The sequence below is a fragment of the Sphingobacterium sp. G1-14 genome, assembly GCF_002196555.1.
Classification (GTDB): Bacteria; Bacteroidota; Bacteroidia; order Sphingobacteriales; family Sphingobacteriaceae; genus Sphingobacterium; species Sphingobacterium siyangense.
In genome coordinates this window covers 4,257,629-4,276,912 of record NZ_CP021381.1, presented here as the reverse complement: position 1 = coordinate 4,276,912, position 19,284 = coordinate 4,257,629, and the positions used below count along the sequence as shown (strand labels likewise).

Here is a 19,284-nt window from a genome sequence, read left to right as displayed (position 1 = left end):
AAGATGATAAATAAGAACGTTATTTTATTGGGTGTATGTCTCGTATGTACATTTTCAAGCTGCAATAAATTTTTGGAACGGGAATCACAGGCTATTTTTACCGACGATCAGATATTTTCGGATCAGAATATGATAAAATCTGTTCTAGCGAATTATTATGGGCGGATTAGCTGGGGACAGCAATTTGGAGACAATGGATCTTTTGCGATGTTAGATGAGGCAGGATTTTCAAGCGGTGGCCCCAATACGATGCAGGAATTTCCGAATGACTTTTGGCGTATGTACGATTATGAACTGATTCGCAATCTGAATCAATTTATCGTAGGTGTTCGTCAATCATCATTGGACGAAAATAATAAAAAGAGCATCGAAGGCGAGGCCAGATTTATTCGTGCTTGGACCTACTTTAATATGATCAAGCGTTTGGGCGGAGTTCCTTTGGTGGGTGATAAGATCTATGATTATACTGGCGGCATGGATCCAGCAGAGTTGCAGACACCGCGATCAACAGAAGCAGAGAGTTATAATTACGTGATTAACGAATGTACCGAAGCCGCTAAAATGCTCGGTACAGAGAAAACCATAAATTCAGCTAGAGCTAATAAATGGACAGCTTTGGCACTTAAGGCGCGGGCCAGTCTATACGCCGCCTCAATAGCGAAGTATAACTATAAAACGCCAGACGTCAAAACAGCAGGTAACGAGGTGGGAATCCCTGCGGCGGACGCCAATAAATATTACGAGATTGCTTACGAATCAGCATTGGATATTATCAATAATAGCCCTTATGCCCTCTATAATGGAAATGCCGATAAAGGAAAGAACTTCTATCTTGCTGTAAGTTCAAAATCAAGTAGCAATGAAGTTATTTGGGCCAAGGATTATGCGTATCCAGGTGAAACACATTTTTTCACCAACAATAACATTGCCTCATCCGTCCGTGGAGATATTGATGCCAATTTTGTTACGCCTGTTTTAAATTTGGTGGAAGCATTTGAATATACAGATGATCGAAATGGAGCATTGAAAACGAAGACTGCTACGGGAGATTACATTTACTATAACAATCCCGAAGAGATATTCGCCCATAAGGACGCGCGTCTGTATGGTACTGTGATTTACTCTGGTGCTGATTTTGCTGGTACCAAAATCACTTACCAAGCAGGCGTTAGATATAAAGAAGGAGGTGTTTGGAAGACGATGACCGCAATACCCGGTACTTCAGATTCCAAATTCGGAGGAATTATTACAAGCAAAGATGGACCTACGACTTCCAACGATATGTATGTCAACAAAACTGGATTTAATATCCGGAAATTTATCGACGAAAATAAAGATGCCTCTACTCGTGGGCGTGGGTCGGATATTTGGTTTGTGCGCTTCCGTTATGCTGAATTTTTGTTGATCGCTGCAGAGGCGGGGCTTGAACTTGGTAAACCGCAAGCCGAGTTGACGGGATATGTCAATAAGATTAGGGAGCGTGCGGGGATACAGGCATTGACAACCATTTCCCTGAATGATATTATTCAGGAGCGCCGGGTTGAATTTGCCTTCGAAGATCATCGTTATTGGGATCTGAAGCGTTTGCGGATTGCCCATGAAATCTGGAACGGAAGCGCTGATAATTACAATGCGGTACACTATGCCCTATTTCCATACAAAATATATGCTCCGGGGGATCCGAACGATGGTAAATGGGTTTTTGAGAAACAGAAATCGAGTCATACGCTCTATCCACGAAATTTTAAATATCAGAACTATTATAATTTCATCGATCAAGATTGGATTAATAACAATCCGAAGTTAGTTCGAAATCCTTATCAATAGCATTATCCTTATGAAAACTTTTTTTTGTAAATTAATAGTCAGTTTGTGTTTGATCGTAGGTGTATTTGCTTGTGGCAAAGATAACTATGATGCCCCTAAAAGTACACTGAACGGTCGTGTAACCTACAATTCAGAACCTCTAGGAGTAAGAGGATCAAACCAGTCCGTTTCACTTCAGCTATGGCAAGATGGTTTTCCGCTTCGATCTGCTATTAATGTGTATGTGACGCAGGACGGTTCATTTGCGGCAAAACTCTTCGACGGGCAGTACAAATTGGTGGCAACCAGCGGAAATGGCCCCTGGCTGAATAGTGCGGATACAGTGCTGGTTGATGTGAGGGGCAATACAAGCATCGAGTACCCGGTTAAACCTTATTATACCATGAGTAATATTACCTATAATGTTCAAGGGAATATGCTGAAAGCTTCTTTTGACGTCAAGACAATAGATGCTTCAAGAACGATTGATTTTGCCACCTTGTTGGTCAATGATACAAAATTCGTGGATTTGGGTCAATATACTTATAAGATGGAAAAAACTGGAATTAGTTCGGGGCATGTCGATCTGGAGCTGGATATCAAAGATATTTTGACCAAGAATGCTGCAGTGTATGCGCGCGTGGGCTTGAAGATAAGCGGTATCACCGAGGCGCTATACGATAGTTCACCTAAGAAATTGAAATAACAATGATCAAAAAATTTAGCTTTTTAAGCCTATTAATGGGCATCGGTCTTGTTACGACTGCACAAACGGGAATAGCAACAGCTGTAGACCAATTACCATTAACCGGAAAGAATACGCAATATCTGAATAATAGGGCTCCTTTAAGACAGAATGCCTTGCTAAAATTACCCGTGGGCAGTATCGTCCCGGAAGGTTGGCTCGGGAAGTATCTGGAGCTGCAGAAAGATGGTCTTACAGGCCATCTGGGAGAAATTAGCGCTTGGCTATCGAAGAAAAATAACGCTTGGTTAAGTACGGATGGGAAAGGAGATTATGGCTGGGAAGAAGTTCCTTATTGGTTAAAAGGCTACGCTAATTTGGGCTACATCTTAAAAGATCCTAAGATAATAGGAGAGTCAAAAATTTGGTTAGAGGCTGCGCTAAAAAGCCAGCGTCCTGATGGATACTTTGGACCATTGATCCTACGTAATAACAAACCGGATCTTTGGGGAAATATGTTGATGCTATGGTGTTTGCAGTCCTATTATGAATATAGCGGTGACCAGCGTGTTTTAACGTTGATGACCAATTATTTTAAATGGCAGGCCAATTTGCCGGATAGTTTTTTTCTCAAGGATTATTGGGAAAACAGTCGTGGTGGTGACAATTTGCTATCCGTATATTGGCTCTATAACAGAACACAAGGTAATGAATGGTTGATGGATTTAGCGGATAAAATCCATCGGAATACAGCCAATTGGCGGCAGAAAGATGATTTGCCCAATTGGCATAATGTCAACGTAGCGCAGTGTTTTAGAGAGCCAGCAACCTATTATCTGAAAAGCCAGTCGACTGCAGATCTTAACGCAACCTACGATAATTTTCATTTTGTCAGACAAGTATTTGGTCAGGTTCCGGGCGGCATGTTCGGTGCCGATGAAAATGCACGTCCGGGATATACCGATCCCCGTCAGGGTGTGGAAACCTGTGGAATGGTGGAGCAGATGGCTTCCAATGAAATCCTTCTCGGGATAACAGGCGATCCTTTTTGGGCGGATCATGCGGAGGAAGTTGCTTTTAATACCTACCCAGCAGCTGTGACAGCCGATTTTAAAGCATTACGCTATATCACGAGCCCTAATATGACTATCAGCGATAGCCATAATCATGCTCCCGGGATTGATAATAATGGGCCATTTTTAATGATGAACCCTTTCAGTTCACGTTGTTGTCAACATAACCACAGTCAGGGCTGGCCATATTACGCGGAGCATCTGTATATGGCAACAAATGATAATGGTGTTGCGGCAGTACTTTATGCCGCATCAAAAGCTGAAATCAAAGTCGGAAACAATCAAGCCATTCAGATTAGACAAGAATCCAATTACCCATTTGAAGAATCGCTGCGATTTGAAATAGGAACACAGGCTAAAACGGTTGATTTTCCCTTTTATCTCCGTATACCTGCCTGGGCGAAACAAGCCAAAGTAACGGTTAATGGTAAAAGTCAGGCTCTAGAAGCTGGAGCAAAATATATTCGGATTGAACGGAAATGGAAAGACGGCGACAAGGTCGAACTCTCCTTGCCGATGACCATAGATCTGAAAACATGGACTGCCAATAAAAATTCAGTTAGTATCCAGCGTGGACCACTGACCTATGCACTCAAAATCAAAGAGAATTATGTGAAAAAGGATAGTAAGGCTTCGGCAATTGGGGATTCTAAATGGCAGGAGACTGCAGATCCATCAAAATGGCCATCCTATGAAATCCTTCCTGCAAGTGACTGGAATTATGGACTTGTACAAAATCAGCTACAAGCTGTTGACCAACTAAAAGTGATCAAACGACCATGGCCTAAAGATGCATTTCCTTTTGAGGCAGAAGCAGTACCTATTTCGATTCTTGTGAAAGCGAAACGTATTGATGGCTGGAAAATTGATGAAAATGGACTAACGGGCGTATTGCCCCTGAGTCCGGTGGAAAGCAAGGGCGAGGTGCAGGAAGTTGAATTGATTCCCATGGGAGCAGCACGTTTGCGCATTGCTGCTTTTCCAACTGTGAAATAATGTAAATACGATATATAAATTAATGACTTAACGATTTTTTATGATGAAGAAAACCTTACTTTTTGCCAGTTTGATGATGGCAGCACAATTGAACTTTGCTCAGGATTGGAAACCCGCAGGGTCACATATATTAACCCCTTGGGGCGAGAAAGTAACGGCACAAAAGCCACATCCTGAATATCCTAGACCGCAATTAACCAGAACCAATAACTGGCAGAATTTAAATGGACTATGGAAATATGCTGTCACTCCAGTAGGTACTAAAGAGATTCCTCGTCAATGGGACGGCAATATCCTTGTTCCTTTTGCTATTGAATCGGCATTGTCCGGTGTTGGTAAAGAGGTCGGAAAAGATAAAGCGTTATGGTATAATAATACCATAACATTGGACAAGTCTGTCAACAAAAATAAGGTCCTGTTGCATTTCGGTGCCGTAGATTGGCAATGTGATGTGTATGTAAATAACCAATTGGTCGGAAGACATGAAGGTGGTTTTGATCCATTTTCGATGGACGTGACAAGCTTTCTAAAGAAAGGCGCAAAACAGGAAATAGCCATTCGGGTATGGGATCCGACTGATGATGGTCCACAACCCAGGGGTAAACAGGTGAATAAGCCGAATGGTATATGGTATACACCAGTGACGGGAATTTGGCAGACCGTTTGGTTAGAAAGTGTCCCCCAAACTTACATCGTGAGTACCAAACAGACTCCGCGTTTGGATGATGGAGTCTTGGCCTTTCAGGCTTCCGTAGAAGGAAGTCAAGCCGGTGACGAAATAAAGGTGCGTGCATTGGATGGCGGAAAGGTTATTAAAGAACAAACAGGACAACCGAATACATCGTTCGATCTTTCGGTACCTAATCTGGAGCCATGGTCCCCAAGTAACCCTAAGCTCTATGATCTAGAAATTCAGCTGATTCGAAAAGGAAAAGTCGTAGATCAGGCGAAAAGCTATTTTGCCATGCGGAAAATAGCCATGCAGAAAGACGAAAATGGCGTTCAACGTTTAATGCTAAACAATAAGTTTACTTTCCAATATGGTCCATTGGATCAAGGCTGGTGGCCAGATGGTCTACATACAGCACCTACGGATGAAGCGCTGAAGTTTGATGTTGTCAAAACAAAGGAAATGGGATTCAATATGATCCGTAAACATATCAAAGTTGAACCGGCGCGCTGGTACCGTTACTGCGATAGTATAGGTATGCTTGTCTGGCAAGATATGCCTAGCGGCGATCTTGGGGGAAATCATTGGGATATGCAACCGGGAAAGATTTCGGGAGGAAATAGGGATAAAGTACGTTCGCAGGAATCTGAAGGGTATTACAGAAAAGAGTGGAAAACCATTATGGAAGTGTTGCACAACTATCCAAGCATCGTCATTTGGGTACCTTTTAATGAGGCTTGGGGGCAATTCAAAACGAAGGAAATAACGGAATGGACAATGGCCAATGACCCTTCAAGACTCGTAAATAGTGCCAGCGGTGGTAACTTTATGGAAACTGGACATATCTTGGATATCCACAATTATCCCGATGCAGCCATGCCTGATCCAAATTTATTCGGCGCTAAACAAGTGCTTGCTTTGGGTGAATTTGGTGGTCTGGGATTACCGATCGATGGGCACTCCTGGCAACAAAAAGACAACTGGGGATACCAAAGTTTTAAAAATAAAACGGAATTATTGGAGCGCTATAAACGTCTGATCCATGACTTGACACGTCTAATTCCTATGGGATTGTCTGCCGCTGTTTATACACAAACAACAGATGTGGAAGTAGAAACAAATGGTTTGATGACCTATGATCGTAAAGTTGTCAAAATGCCTGAAGCAGAATTAAAAGCTGCACATCAGGCGCTTTATAATGCACCTACCAAATAATTGATAGCGATATGGCCGCAACACGGGGTGCGGCCTAAATTTATCGCTGAAAGTATACCTGTCAACCTAAACCTGTTTTATACAAAATCAATGAAATTAAAATTACTAATTGCAACGGCTATTGTATGTCAATCGGTATCGTCGTTTGCACAAAAACAAATCCTTAAGAATGATCTTCGCGCGCCTGCCTATCCTTTAGTAACAATTGACCCCAATACAAGTGCCTGGTCGTATAGCAACGAATTGAATGCGGATGTTGTACGCCATTGGACCGGAAAATCCTTCCCCTTATTGGGCGTCCTTAAAGTGGATGGGAAACCCTATCGCTTCTTAGGTAAAGAAGAAGCTGAGCTCTTGCCTTTGGCACGGATGGGTGAACATGCGGCTTGGACCGGAAGTTATGTTGTCAATGAACCCGCCCCAGACTGGATGAAACCTTCATTTGATGCACGGCAATGGAAGACGGGGGCAGCGCCATTTGGTACCAAGGATAAAGAACCCAATGTGGAGACTGATTGGCAGGAACCTAAAATTTGGATTAGAAGAGAAGTTGACCTGAGTGAGGATCTTACAGGCAAATCCGTATATATCGAATTTACACATGACGATGACGCTATTTTGTACGTCAACGGTATTGAGGTTGCTAATACAGGCAATTCGACAGGTAAAAATAGTCGGGTCAAGCTGCCCGATCATGTCGTAAAAACATTGAAGAAAGGAAAAAATATACTCGCGGGTTATTGCTATAATAGGGTAGCTAATGGATATTTTGATTTTGGACTCTTTACAGAAAAAGAAGGTAGTATTCAATTCGACAATGAAGCGAAGCAGATCGCTTCCAATGTGCAGGCAACACAAACACATTATTCGTTTAACTGCGGGCCGGTCGATTTAAATATTACATTTACTGCACCGATGTTTCTGGATAAATTGGACTTAATGGCTAGACCCGTAAATTATCTTTCCTATACGGTCCATGCGAAGGACGGCAAGAAACACCAGGTACAACTTTATTTGGAGGCAGCACCAAATTGGGCACTGAATTCTCCACTTCAAGATGCTGCAAGCAGTTCCTTTGTTTCAGGAAATCTCCAGTTTGTAAAGACAGGAAGCAAAAGCCAGCAGGTTCTAGGAAGGAAAGGTGACGACCTACGGATAGATTGGGGGTATTTCTATATGGCTGGTGCAAAATCAAAGACAAAGTCCGCGGTCGGAAGTAGCCATCAATTACGGTCTAATTTTCTGAAGAGTGAAAATAGCTCTTCTTCAAATGGAGGACAACAATTGGCGCTGATGCAAACTTTTGATGTCTCATCAAGCTACCAGGATAAGATCTTGTTGGGGTATGATGACCTGTACTCCATCCAATATTTTGGACAAAATTTACGACCTTATTGGAATACCAATGGAAATAGTTCCATTGAGAAACAATTTGAACTGGCCGACAAAGAGTATACTGCTCTCAAAAAGGCTGCTGATAAATTTGATGCCGAATTATGGGCTACAGCTTTGCGCAACGGAGGTGAGGACTATGCTGCATTATGTGCCTTGGCCTATAGGCAGGCAATCGCCGCTCATAAACTTGTAAAAGCACCCAATGGCGATCTGCTTTTACTGTCTAAAGAAAATGACAGCAATGGGTCAATAGGAACTGTTGATGTAACCTATCCTTCGGCTCCGATTTTCCTTTACTATAATCCGGAACTGGCAAAAGCACTAATGAACGCCATTTTTTATTATAGTGAAAGCAATAAGTGGACAAAACCTTTTGCTGCACATGATGTTGGGACCTATCCTTTGGCGAATGGCCAAACTTACGGTGGAGATATGCCTGTCGAAGAATCGGGAAATATGTTGATATTAACTTATGCTTTAGCGAAGGTCGAAGGAAATGCCGCTTATGCCAAAAAACATTGGAAAGTGTTGTCTACCTGGGTAGATTATTTAGTAGATAAAGGTCTTGACCCCGAAAATCAATTGTGCACAGATGATTTCGCGGGCCATTTTGCGCATAATGCCAATTTATCAATTAAAGCTATTTTAGGTATTGCATCTTACGGTTATCTAGCCCAAATGCTTGGTGAAGAGGCTACGGCGAAAAAGTATCTGACCGAAGCAAAGGCAATGGCTATGAAATGGAAAGAGATGGCTGAAGATGGGGATCACTATAAGTTGACTTTTGATAAAACCGGAACCTGGAGCCAAAAGTATAATATGGTCTGGGATAAATTGCTTAAGATGGATATTTTTGACCCCTCTATTCGTGAAACTGAAATTAAATACTATCTCGGCAAACAAAATAAATACGGACTTCCCCTGGACAATCGTCAGCCTTATACCAAAACCGATTGGATTATTTGGACGGCGACCATGGCAAATGACAAGCCTACCTTTGAGGCATTTTTAAAGCCAGTCTACCATTTTATGAACGAAACAACAGACCGTGTTCCCATGTCGGATTGGACGTATACAGACCGTCCTAAGAGAGCTGGATTTAAAGCAAGATCCGTTGTTGGGGGCTATTTTATCAAAATGTTGGAAGAGAAATTGGGAAAAGCAAAATAGCTTTTCCTGTGATGAAGAAAATAATATAAAAAAATAATAAGATGTTGAATGCAATGTTGTTCAGATATTGGATCGGCGGAGTTGTCGTACTGAACTTGTTGAGCTCCTGCGGAAGCTCTCCAGGTTCAGTTAAGCAGTCTGGTCAAATAACAAATGCTACGGCTCAGCATAAGACCTACAGCAATCCGGTTTTTGAGCCTATACTTGCTGATCCTACAGTCGTTAGAGATCCTCAGAGCAAAATGTTCTACGCATACGGGACAGCCGACAATTGGGGCGATGGAAAGGGACAGCGTTTGGTGTCTATTCTACAATCGGCTGATCTTGCTCATTGGACCTGGATTGGAACGGCCTTCAGCTCAAAACCGAGCTGGAAAGCCGAGGGGGGAATCTGGGCACCAGATGTGGTGCGGTTAAATGGTAAGTATATCTTATATTATGCTTATTCAACATGGGGAGACCCCAACCCCGGTATCGGTGTAGCCCTAGCCGATAGACCGGAAGGCCCCTTTATCGATCAAGGTAAACTTTTTGATAGCAAGGAGATCGATGTACCTAATTCAATAGACCCTTATTTTTTTACAGAAAATGGGCAGAATTATCTGTTCTGGGGTAGTTTTAGTGATGCGAATACGCAGGGAACATATGGTGTTGAACTCGATGAAAATGGGACTGCGGTACCCGATTTAACTAAAAAATTTAAAGTTGCTGCTGGGGATTTTGAAGCTGTGGTGATCCATAAACGGAAAGGATATTACTACTTTATCGGATCCAAAGGCTCCTGTTGTGAAGGAGAAAAAAGCAGTTATCATGTTCTTGTGGGTCGCTCTCGCAAGCTGAAGGGACCTTATACCGATCAAGAGGGGCGTAATCTTACACAGCGGGGGAGTGGAACGTTGTTGTTAAAGGGAAATGATCAATTTGTGGGGACAGGTCATACTTCGCGCATTATTACAGACGATAAGGGAAAAGATTGGATACTCTATCATGGCATGGACCCAAAGCAGCCTCGTGTTGCGACGGGGGGAAATCGTCGGATGCTATTTTTGGATCAGATTATCTGGGATAAGGACTGGCCCAAAATTGAAGGGGCAACCAGCAGTGTTGCAGCGCAACGGGCCCCAACGTTTAATTTTAAATAGAATTTTCAATAGCTAGCAGCAGAGGCCTACCTTTGTGGGCCTGGATTTTCGCTGTCCATAAAAAATATGATACATCAAACGAAGAAACATTTTGAACTTCTTGACGCCATGCGTGGGGTGGCCGCAATTGCAGTCGTACTGTTTCACTTTATGGAAATTGCACAACCGGATTATCGCAATAATTTTATTCCACATAGCTATTTAGCCGTTGATTTCTTCTTTTGTTTATCGGGTTTTGTAATTGCCTATGCCTACGATCAGAAGCTGGTTACAATTGGTCTAAAACGATTCTTTCTTTTGCGTTTGCTAAGATTGCACCCATTGGTTATAATCGGTACATTAATTGGTTTATTTGCATTTATTTACGACCCATTCAGTAATTTGGCCAGCTCATTTTCCGTCTTACAGAAGATAGGGATGTTCATTAGTGGGATAACGTTGATTCCATACCCAGCTGTACCAGAGCGATATTTTAATCTTTTTCATTTAAACCCACCTACATGGTCGCTATTTTGGGAATATATCGCCAATATAGCCTATGCTTTGATACTGGTACGGATTCCAAAAAAGGTTCTTTGGGGAATAGTGCTCCTCGGTGCGGCAGCGCTATGTGCCGAATCATTTCGTTCCGGCTATTTAGCTGTAGGTTTTGGGGCAGATAATTTTTGGGCTGGGGGAATCCGTTTATGGTTTTCATTTTCAATGGGACTACTTATTTTTAGGTCGAACTGGACTATTTCGAACAAGCTTCCTTTTTTCAGTGTTCTTGGTCTGCTTGCTGTCGTATTTTTCATTCCGTTTTCTGATGTTTATGGTAAGTACATCGATCCTATTGTCGTTATCTTTTATTTTCCTTTATTGCTCATGCTGGGGATAGGAGGACTACCTGTTTTTGGAGGGGTCAGGAAGTTATGCAAGTTCTTAGGTGATATTTCCTATCCGCTCTATATCATTCATTATCCATTTATCTGGATTTTTATGAGCTATGTGGAGCTCCATCGCCCATCGAATAAGCAAATGGCTGTGATTATTATAATTGGAATGCTGTCGTTGATTTTTTTAGCTTTATTGGTCTTTAAATATTTAGATGAGCCTATTCGGAAATATTACAGCCGGAACTAAACTAAATGGCGATGAAGCCAGGTACTGATGAACTGGAATACCTCCATTTTGCAGTCTTCATTTAAAATTTCATGCCGCATGCCTGGATATAATTTAATGGTTATGTCGGTCTGCCCCTGTGCAATTAACTGCGCTACGCTCTTTTCAACGCCCATTCCAAAATCTCCAATTGGATCATCCTGTCCGCTGATAAATACAATTGGAAGATTTTTTGGGATATTCTTGGTAGCTTCGATATCTGTCGCTTGCAAGGAAAGATCTAACACGGTATGAAATCCATTGTTGGTAAACAATCCCCCACAAAGTGGATCTTCCAAAAATGAAATACGGTTTGTCTTGCTTACGCTTAACCAATTGCTGTTATTTTGGTTGGGCTCGTTCTTAAATCGAGCATTATTACGCCTGTCAAAAATACGGTTGATCAATTTACTTCTTCTTTTTGGGGCAATACTATTGAGAAGAGTGAGTAAAAGGCGAAAAGCTGTGGAACCTTTTTGACGTTGGCCTGTCCCCACGATAATGGCCCCCTTATATTGCTGGCCAATTTTTTGTAAAACGCAGCGTGTGACAAAGGATCCCATGGAATGCCCTAAAATAAATTGAGGCGGTTGCGGATATGTTTTTCTCAAGAAATTACTCATTGTAATGGCGTCATCAATGAGTTGTTCTTTAGCCCCATGCTGTTTAAAATACCCCAATTGATCGGCATCTAGCGCTGTCTTTCCATGACCCAATTGATCGTAGGTTAAAACCGCAAAATTCTGTGTAGTCAGATAATTGGCCAATTCTTCATACCGACCACTATGTTCCTGCATGCCATGTACCAGGAGTATTGTTGCTACTATCTGATTGTCGTCGGGTACATACAAACGATAGAAAATTTTATGTTCATTTTCAGTCGTCGCGCTGATTGTATAAAAATTGGATGCTACCTTGCTCATTATACCTCTTTATTTTAAGTAAACTAAGATAATTTTAGTGCATTTGCAAGTTTAACAATCTTCTTTCCGATTTTGTTCGGATGAGACCGAAAGGCTTTAAGGGCAGTTGATCAATGAAAATTAGCACGATTAATTTTTGTGGTTTGGGAATATTTTTTAGATTTGCATTAATTTAGAATTAATTTAAATAAACTAGTTATTCTATTTTAAACATGGGCTTCTCTGTATGCAGAAATTGTTGTACAAAATCGAATTCGGAAAGCTCCCTTGTTCTTAAAATATACGCATTTACACTTATATTCTGATGAAACCAGCACGATGTATTTCGACCCAAGTTATCGTATGACTGTAGCTCAATTTGCCGAATAATTGAGTGGGAATGAATAGGCCATGTTACTTCATCAACTTCAAAAGACAAATAAAAGGATGAAAAAGACACTTTTAGCAGCTTTATTATTCGCTGCAACTTATGCACAGGCGCAAACAAATTCGTTAATGAACGGCGAGTTTTGGAAAGGTAAACCTACCTTGACAATTGTTAAAGAAGAAATCAGCAAAGGAAATAGCCCTTCTCAGCCTAATGCGGCATCCTTTGATCCAGTCACAATGGCGATATTAAATGGCGCTCCGACGGATGTTGTCAAGTTTATGATCGAACAAGAAGGGAATAGTGTAACGAAGAAGACGCATCACAGCCGTAGTTATTTACACTGGGCAGCGTCAAGTGGAAATGCGGAGCTTGTCGAGTTTTTAATTGCAAAAGGATCGGATGTCAATTACCAAGATAGCCATGGTTACCCAATTATTGCTTATGCAGCTTCGACAGGAAATACAAATACTGCCGTTTATGATGCTTTGTTTAAAGCGGGTGTGAATCCCAAGCAAAAATATGAAGGTGGTGCTACATTAATGATGCTTGCAGCGTCTGCAGACAAGGACCTTGCATTGACGGATTATTTCATTAAAAAAGGATTATCTATTCAAGATAAAGACGAGTCGGGCCGTACAGTGACGGATTATGCGGCTAAACTTGGAAATACCGAGCTCATGGAGAAATTCATCGCCCGTGGCGTAAAACCAACCAATAATGCGTTATTTTTTGCGACTCAGGGTTCCAGACAAGCATCGAATGGTTTGTCGGTTTATACCTATTTGGTTGAAAAGTTCAAATTGGATCCCAAGGCTGTAAATAAAGAAGGAGCGACAGTGCTGCATGCTTTAGTTCGCAGACCAGATATGGCCGTGATCAATTATTTTTTGGATAAAGGTGTAGATGTCGCAAAAGCGGACAACGAAGGAAATACAGCGCTTATGGTGGCTGCTAGTGGTAAGGATGCTAAATTGGTCGAGCTGCTACTTGCTAAAGCGAAGAACGTAAATGCAGTAAATGAAAAAGGCGAATCTGCATTGACCAAGGCTGTAGCGAATGGGGCCCCCGAAATCGTGGCATTGTTGATTAAAGATGGAGCCGATATCAAGCTATTGGATAAGGAAGGTAATAACTTGGCCTTTTACTGGTTTAATTCCTACAGAGAATTGCCTCAGGGCGGCAGACCCGGTGGACAGGGAAATGCTTCACAAGGGGATGAGTTTAAAGAAAAATTAACGATCCTTAAGACGAATGGATTGGACGTTGTTGCTCCGCAAAAAAATGGTAGCACATTGTATCATTTGGCAGTAGCGAAAGAGAATGTGAAGCTTATCCAGAAAGCCAGCGAACTTGGAGCAGATATTAATGCACAGGATAAAGAGGGAACGACGGCACTACATAAGGCAGCTCTCATAGCGAAAGACGATTCCTTGCTAAAAACATTGGTTTCCCTTGGTGCAAAAAAGGAATTGAAAACAGAATTCGATGAAACGGCTTATGATTTGGCGAAAGAAAACGATTTCTTGTCTAAATCCAATGTGCCGCTTGACTTTTTGAAATAAAATTAGATACAACTGAAGATGAATAACATAGTTAAAACCACGATAGCCACCCTTTTATTTTCGATGGCAGCCCTAAGCTCTTTTGCACAGGCAGCTAAATATAAGTGTATGATCCAAATGAATGCCTATGAAGGTGAGAAAGCCTACGTGGTGATTTCACTGATTAATCCTAGTGGAGCTTACGAAAAAACACTCGCCGTATTGGGATCTGATAAACAATGGTATAATACAATCAAGGAATGGTACAAGTTCCAAAATAAAACCAAAGAAAAGCTAAATGCGGTGACGGGCGCGTCAGTTGGTGGCGGTGACCGTGCCATGCGGACATTGGATATTGATGAAACGAAGTTTAACAAAGGGTATAAACTCCGTTTTGAATCTGCTGTAGAGGAACAAAAATACCATACTGCTGATGTTGAAATTCCTTTGACAAAGGAGGCTATCACTGAAAAAGCTAATGGCAAGGGATATATCAAACTTGTTAAGTTAAATAAAGTACAATAAGAAAAGGGGTAAAAATGCTGGTATCTATTTGGAGGTATGCACATTTAGCCTTAGCTATTGTTTCTTCTATCTTTTTACTTTTATTATCGATAACTGGCGTAATATTGGCCATTGACGCCGTTAACGAAAAAATTCCGCCTTATCGGGTTGAACATATTGAAACGTTAAACCTTGCGCAGTCAGTAACAGCTTTGCGCAAGGTTTATCCTGAAATCATAGCGATCTCGGTAGATCACAATCAATTCGTGAGCATTGATGCCATAGACGCAGATGGCAACACCGTGAAAGGTTATATCGATCCGAATACGGGGCGTCTGCTGGGTCCCCAATTGAATAAGTCCCAATTTGTTCAATGGATTACAGCTTTACACCGCTCACTCTTTCTTAAAGTGACCGGTCGGGTGATTATTGGTGTGGTTTCATTTCTGTTGTTTCTTATTACTATTTCAGGAATTATTCTGATTGTCAGGCGTCAACAGGGAGTTCGACATTTCTTTGCTAAAATCAACCGGGACTTTTTCGCACAGTATTTCCATGTTGTTTCAGGACGTCTATTTTTGATACCAATTTTGATATTGGCCCTAACAGGTACCTATTTATTTCTGGTGCGTATTGAAATCTTAAAAAAGCCGAACCAAACAATTGAATATCCCAATAAGATGAAGGAAGATATTCAATTGGAGGTGGCAAAATTTTCAATATTCCAAAATACAAAACTTGTCGATTTGAAGACGTTGGAGTTTCCGTTTATGGAAGACGATCCTGAGGAGTTTTTTATATTGAAGCTTCGCGATCGGGAATTGACCATAAATCAGTTGAATGGAAGCTTGCATAAAGAAGTAAAGTATCCCTTTACAGCATTGGCCGAACAGTTTTCTTTGGACCTCCATACGGGCAAGACCAATATCATATGGGCCATTATATTGGGGCTCGCATCTTTGAATATTGTGTTCTTTATTTACACGGGCTTTGCAATCACATTCAAGCGCAGGCGTACTAAAATCAAGAATAAATATAAACCTGAAGAAGCAGAGATTGTTATTCTTTTCGGAACGGAAAATGGAAGCACGCTGTTTTTCGCCAATCAGATCCATAAACAACTCTTAGCGGATGGGCAAAAATCGTTGCTGCTCGGAATGAATCAATATCAATGCTTTCCAAAGGCAAAACACTTGCTTGTGTTTACCTCAACATACGGGCTAGGAACTGCACCATCCAATGCACTTCAATTTGAACATAAGCTCAACAGCCATCCGCAAGAACAAGACGTACAATTTTCAGTTCTGGGCTTTGGTTCAAAAGCCTATCCCGACTTTTGTGCCTATGCGCGCGAAATTGATCATTTATTAGAAAAACAAGCCTGGGCTTCTCGACTAACAGATTTACACACAGTTAATGATAAGAATGTTGATGAGCTTATTTCATGGATACATCAGTGGTCTGCTCAGACCAATATTGCATTAGCTTCTGCACCGGCTATTTATAGTGCTAAAGTCGTCGGATTGACGAGATTTAAGGTGATAGCGAAGTCTACTGTTTCAGCTAGTAACACGACCTTTACTTTAGTCCTGAAACCTTCAGGTAAAATTAAAATGCAATCGGGGGATTTACTGGCAATCTATCCCGCGCAAGATCAACGTGAACGTTTTTATTCGATAGGTTACAAAGACGGTATGGTTCGGCTTGTGGTGAAATTGTTTCCTGATGGATTTGGCTCGAGCTTCCTTTATCGATTGGAACCGAATCAACCCCTGCAGGCACGTGTCATGGTTAATCCAAGTTTTCATTTTCCGAAAGCGGCAAATGCCGTTGCTTTAATTGCGAATGGTACAGGGGTAGCACCTTTTCTAGGCATGATTTCAGCGAATGAAAGTATGACACCTTTGCGTCTGTATGCTGGTTTTCGCCATCGAAATGAAATGACGGCACACTATATAGATTTTGCTGATGAGCAGATAAAGCTGGGACATCTGAAACAGCTTGAACTGGCTTTTTCACGCGAGGAAAATGCACAATATGTCATGGATTTGATTCGTCGGGATGCGCTATATTTTGTCGAATTGCTTGATAAAGGAGGTTGTATATTGCTTTGTGGAGCATTGCGTATGCAGCATGATGTTGAACATACTTTAAATGAGCTACTTTTGGAACATGTCGGCAAAACTATTGCAGTCTATAAAGAAAATGGACAGATCTTAACCGATTGTTATTAGTAAATTGGTGGTACAATAGTATATCCCATCGGTAAAACTGCTTTTGGTACACATCGACTTTTTAATCCCTTTTTCAGATCAATCTCATGAAGAACAATAAACACTGTGGCCTGCTTTTAATTCTCTGCTTTGTATCCATTACTTCAGGGATTGCGCAGGTATTGGTAAAGCGACAGGTTACCCTTATGGGCTCTGTTTTCGAAATTAGCTTGGTAGATCGGGATAGCTCGATTACAAATCAGCATATCGATGAAGTCATCTCCGAAATAGATCGAATAGAAAATCTGATTTCAGAATGGCGTCCGCAAACCCAAATAGCAGCGGTAAACCGCAATGCAGGGATTAAGCCAGTTAAGGTGGATAGAGAAGTGTTTGAACTAACACAACGTGCAATCCAATATGCTCAAAATTCAGGTGGTGCTTTTGATATCAGTATTGTTGCCTTAGATAAAGTTTGGCTATTTGATGGCAGCATGACCACAATGCCCTCGGAAGAAGTGATTAAGAGGTCTGTAGAGAAAGTTGGTTATCAACACATTCGCCTCGATAGTGCGGCTTCGACAATTTTTCTGGAGTTACCGGGTATGAAGATCGGTTTCGGCTCTATTGGGAAAGGCTATGCGGCAGATAGGGGCAGGGAAATAATGAAAGCAAAAGGGATTGAAGCAGGTATAGTGAATGCTTCTGGTGATCTGTCGGCTTGGGGAAGCCCACCCCAGGACGATGCATGGAAAGTGGGCGTAAACAATCCGTTCAAAGCCCATCGAATGGTCAAAGTTCTTCGTTTGAATGAAATGGCCGTAGCAACTTCGGGCAGCTATGAGAAATATGCGGAGATTAATGGAAAACGTTATTCACATATTATAAATCCGGTGACAGGTTACCCAGCTACGGGATTAACTTCAGTGACGATTTATGGACCCTCAGCGGAAGTCGCAAATGCACTCAGTACGTCAATAATGGTACTGGGCGAGAAAGAAGGAAAAAAATTGATTCAGCGTTTTCCAGCATACCATTATATTTTTATTACCGATAAAGGTAAGGTCATTCAGCAGCGCCGGAAATCTTAAACCATGGAACGACTTTTTTATGTTGCATAAAGTGTATAGAAAGCATAGCCTATTAGCTGATTATCTAGTATATTTATGCGAACAAAGCGTATACGAAAGACGACGAAAAAAGAATGTGTGATGTTGTTCATCCGTTGGAAGTCAGCAAGAAAGTAGATCCTTGAAAATAATTTAAAGTAAAAGTTCGACTAGTTCGTCTATGCTGCTATGGACATTGCATACCAAAATCATATGGCAGAAAAAAATTCCAGATCATTTACGGATATCGTTAAGACTTATGGAAGTCAACTGCTACGTTTTGTTAAGGGGAAAGTAAAGAAAACGGAGGATGCAGAAGATATCTTACAGGAAGTCTGGTATCAATTTAGCCGTTTGACCAATATGGACGAACTGGAGAATGCGGGAGCATGGCTCTATGCTGTCACACGGAATAAGATTACCGATAGTTATCGGAAAAAGAAAAATGAATCACTTGATGATATGATAGCAGGTGATGATGATAGTGAAAGTACTTTCCCTATTCGTCAGTTCCTTTTGGCCGACGACTCCAATAATCCCGAGCTAAAATTATTTAAGGATATTTTTTGGGATGAGCTGATGAAAGCATTGGAGGAATTGCCGGAGAAGCAGCGTCGGGTTTTTGTGCTGAATGAGCTGGAAGAGAAAACACTTCAAGAAATTGCCGTTATGGAAAATGAGAACCTCAAGACGATTATCAGTCGAAAAGGGTATGCCGTGAAGCACCTGCGGGTACGGTTGCGAAGTTTGTATGAAGAATTAAAATTTTAAAAGGATTAAGCTATGAATGGAAGAATGAATAGACAGCGGAAGGGTAAATTCGCTTTTATGTTTGTCGCTATTACCATTGGTGTTTTTTTGTTGGTAGCCTTACTACAATATTTATGGAATACATTAATGGTTGATATTTTCAATTTAAAAACAATTACCTATTTGCAGGCATTGGGACTCTTTGTTTTGTCAAGAATTCTGTTCGGCAGGGGTTTTGGTAAACCTGGAGGGGGGAGATTTCGAAAAGGTTTTCCGCGTCAGATGGAAAAAGGAGAAGATCTTTCCGATGAGGAAAGGGAGCGTTTGAGGGCAGAATGGAAGCGTCGTTTTGGAGGACGATGTGGATTCTAAAAAAAGAATAAAAATTTTAAAGTAAAAACTGTTGTTAGGCGTCTTCTTCTATAAAGGCGCCTTTTTTTATGCCGGTATCCTGATTCTAAGGGAATAGCAGAACGCGATGTTCTGTCAGAATGGATGTTGGACAGCATAATAATTAGTTACAAAATACGAATGGTCAAGGAGAATGTCGTTTTCAATCAGATGAAAATGGAGGAAGCCAGC

At 41.4% G+C, this 19,284-nt stretch carries 14 protein-coding genes; 13 read left to right on the top strand and 1 reads right to left on the bottom strand.

From position 1 onward, the window contains the following. Nucleotides 1–3 precede the first annotated feature (3 nt). From CBM24_RS18605 to CBM24_RS18575, 7 genes are all read left to right on the top strand, one after another. On the top strand, nucleotides 4–1,827 hold the full coding sequence (locus tag CBM24_RS18605; protein WP_088162270.1) for a RagB/SusD family nutrient uptake outer membrane protein: 1,824 nt from the start codon (nucleotides 4–6) through the stop codon (nucleotides 1,825–1,827). A gap of 10 nt (nucleotides 1,828–1,837) precedes the next feature. Beyond that, on the top strand, nucleotides 1,838–2,512 hold the full coding sequence (locus CBM24_RS18600) for a DUF3823 domain-containing protein (protein ID WP_088162269.1): 675 nt from the start codon (nucleotides 1,838–1,840) through the stop codon (nucleotides 2,510–2,512). Nucleotides 2,513–2,514: 2 nt separating this feature from the next. Next, nucleotides 2,515–4,560 carry a beta-L-arabinofuranosidase domain-containing protein gene (locus CBM24_RS18595; protein ID WP_088162268.1) on the top strand — a complete coding sequence of 682 codons (2,046 nt, stop codon included), beginning with the start codon at nucleotides 2,515–2,517 and terminating at the stop codon, nucleotides 4,558–4,560. A 40-nt stretch (nucleotides 4,561–4,600) separates the two neighbouring features. Further along, entirely contained in the window at nucleotides 4,601–6,445 is a 1,845-nt protein-coding gene (locus tag CBM24_RS18590; RefSeq protein WP_232475567.1) for a glycoside hydrolase family 2 protein, read from the top strand. Nucleotides 6,446–6,535: 90 nt separating this feature from the next. Continuing rightward, the gene (locus tag CBM24_RS18585; protein ID WP_088162266.1) at nucleotides 6,536–9,010 is read left to right on the top strand and encodes a glutaminase family protein; all 2,475 of its coding nucleotides are present in this window, start codon (nucleotides 6,536–6,538) and stop codon (nucleotides 9,008–9,010) included. A gap of 41 nt (nucleotides 9,011–9,051) precedes the next feature. Further along, on the top strand, nucleotides 9,052–10,152 hold the full coding sequence (locus CBM24_RS18580) for a family 43 glycosylhydrolase (RefSeq protein ID WP_232475566.1): 1,101 nt from the start codon (nucleotides 9,052–9,054) through the stop codon (nucleotides 10,150–10,152). Nucleotides 10,153–10,218: 66 nt separating this feature from the next. Then, nucleotides 10,219–11,274 (top strand): acyltransferase family protein, encoded by a 1,056-nt coding sequence (locus tag CBM24_RS18575; protein WP_088162265.1) that lies wholly within the window; start codon nucleotides 10,219–10,221, stop codon nucleotides 11,272–11,274. On the opposite strand, the gene CBM24_RS18570 is transcribed toward CBM24_RS18575, so the two are convergent. Next, a complete protein-coding gene (locus CBM24_RS18570) occupies nucleotides 11,271–12,215 on the bottom strand; it encodes an alpha/beta fold hydrolase (protein ID WP_075993458.1) in 945 nt (314 codons plus the stop codon). The two genes, CBM24_RS18575 and CBM24_RS18570, sit on opposite strands and share 4 nt — an antisense overlap. 426 nt (nucleotides 12,216–12,641) lie before the next feature. Here CBM24_RS18570 and CBM24_RS18565 point away from each other — a divergent pair, with 426 nt between their 5' ends. The 6 genes from CBM24_RS18565 (at nucleotide 12,642) to CBM24_RS18540 (ending at nucleotide 19,074) form a co-directional block, all read left to right on the top strand. Then, nucleotides 12,642–14,147 carry an ankyrin repeat domain-containing protein gene (locus tag CBM24_RS18565; RefSeq protein ID WP_088163647.1) on the top strand — a complete coding sequence of 502 codons (1,506 nt, stop codon included), beginning with the start codon at nucleotides 12,642–12,644 and terminating at the stop codon, nucleotides 14,145–14,147. An 18-nt stretch (nucleotides 14,148–14,165) separates the two neighbouring features. Then, nucleotides 14,166–14,651, top strand: coding sequence for a DUF2271 domain-containing protein (locus tag CBM24_RS18560; protein WP_075993457.1), 486 nt, complete (start codon nucleotides 14,166–14,168; stop codon nucleotides 14,649–14,651). A gap of 14 nt (nucleotides 14,652–14,665) precedes the next feature. Further along, the gene (locus tag CBM24_RS18555; protein WP_088162264.1) at nucleotides 14,666–16,864 is read left to right on the top strand and encodes a PepSY domain-containing protein; all 2,199 of its coding nucleotides are present in this window, start codon (nucleotides 14,666–14,668) and stop codon (nucleotides 16,862–16,864) included. Between the two features lie 86 nt (nucleotides 16,865–16,950). After that, nucleotides 16,951–17,934 carry an FAD:protein FMN transferase gene (locus tag CBM24_RS18550; protein WP_075993455.1) on the top strand — a complete coding sequence of 328 codons (984 nt, stop codon included), beginning with the start codon at nucleotides 16,951–16,953 and terminating at the stop codon, nucleotides 17,932–17,934. A 231-nt stretch (nucleotides 17,935–18,165) separates the two neighbouring features. Next, nucleotides 18,166–18,723: an RNA polymerase sigma factor gene (locus CBM24_RS18545; RefSeq protein WP_198385939.1), complete on the top strand. Its 558-nt coding sequence runs from the start codon at nucleotides 18,166–18,168 to the stop codon at nucleotides 18,721–18,723. Between the two features lie 12 nt (nucleotides 18,724–18,735). After that, complete coding sequence (locus CBM24_RS18540) at nucleotides 18,736–19,074, top strand: hypothetical protein (RefSeq protein ID WP_198385938.1); 339 nt, start codon at nucleotides 18,736–18,738, stop codon at nucleotides 19,072–19,074. Nucleotides 19,075–19,284: the final 210 nt, after the last annotated feature.